1 protein-coding gene is annotated in these 296 nt (G+C 63.2%); it reads right to left on the bottom strand.

Features of this window, described 5'->3' with window-relative positions; genetic code table 11:
- A partial coding sequence (locus tag EN869_RS34030; protein ID WP_348640387.1) for an ABC transporter substrate-binding protein occupies nucleotides 1-266 on the bottom strand: 266 nt, incomplete at its 3' end.
- Nucleotides 267-296 lie beyond the last annotated feature (30 nt).

The raw sequence follows: 296 nt of genomic DNA, 5'->3' as shown, positions 1-296 counted from the left end.
AGAAGGGTGGAGGCGGACATGCAGGCCAGTGCCATAATGACGCCAGCGCCCGCCGCGGGCGAGCCCTGGTCGTAATCGCACGACACGATGACGATGTTGGCGCCCTGATCGACCACGGACTGACCCGCGCGCGCGCCTTCGACGCGATCCGATTTGGTGTCGGCTAGGATCGTTTTGATAGGCTGGCCGAGCAGGCCACCCGCCTTGTTGCGATCCTCTATCCACAACTGGGCCATGTTCCTTCCATCGCCGTCATAGGCCAGCATCCAGCCCGACTGCGCAGTGGCAAATCCGAT

This window comes from Mesorhizobium sp. M2D.F.Ca.ET.226.01.1.1, assembly GCF_004022705.2.
Lineage (GTDB): Bacteria > Pseudomonadota > Alphaproteobacteria > Rhizobiales > Rhizobiaceae > Mesorhizobium.
The sequence above is the reverse complement of the archived record's forward strand: the minus strand, read 5'-3'. Positions and strand labels throughout refer to the sequence as shown.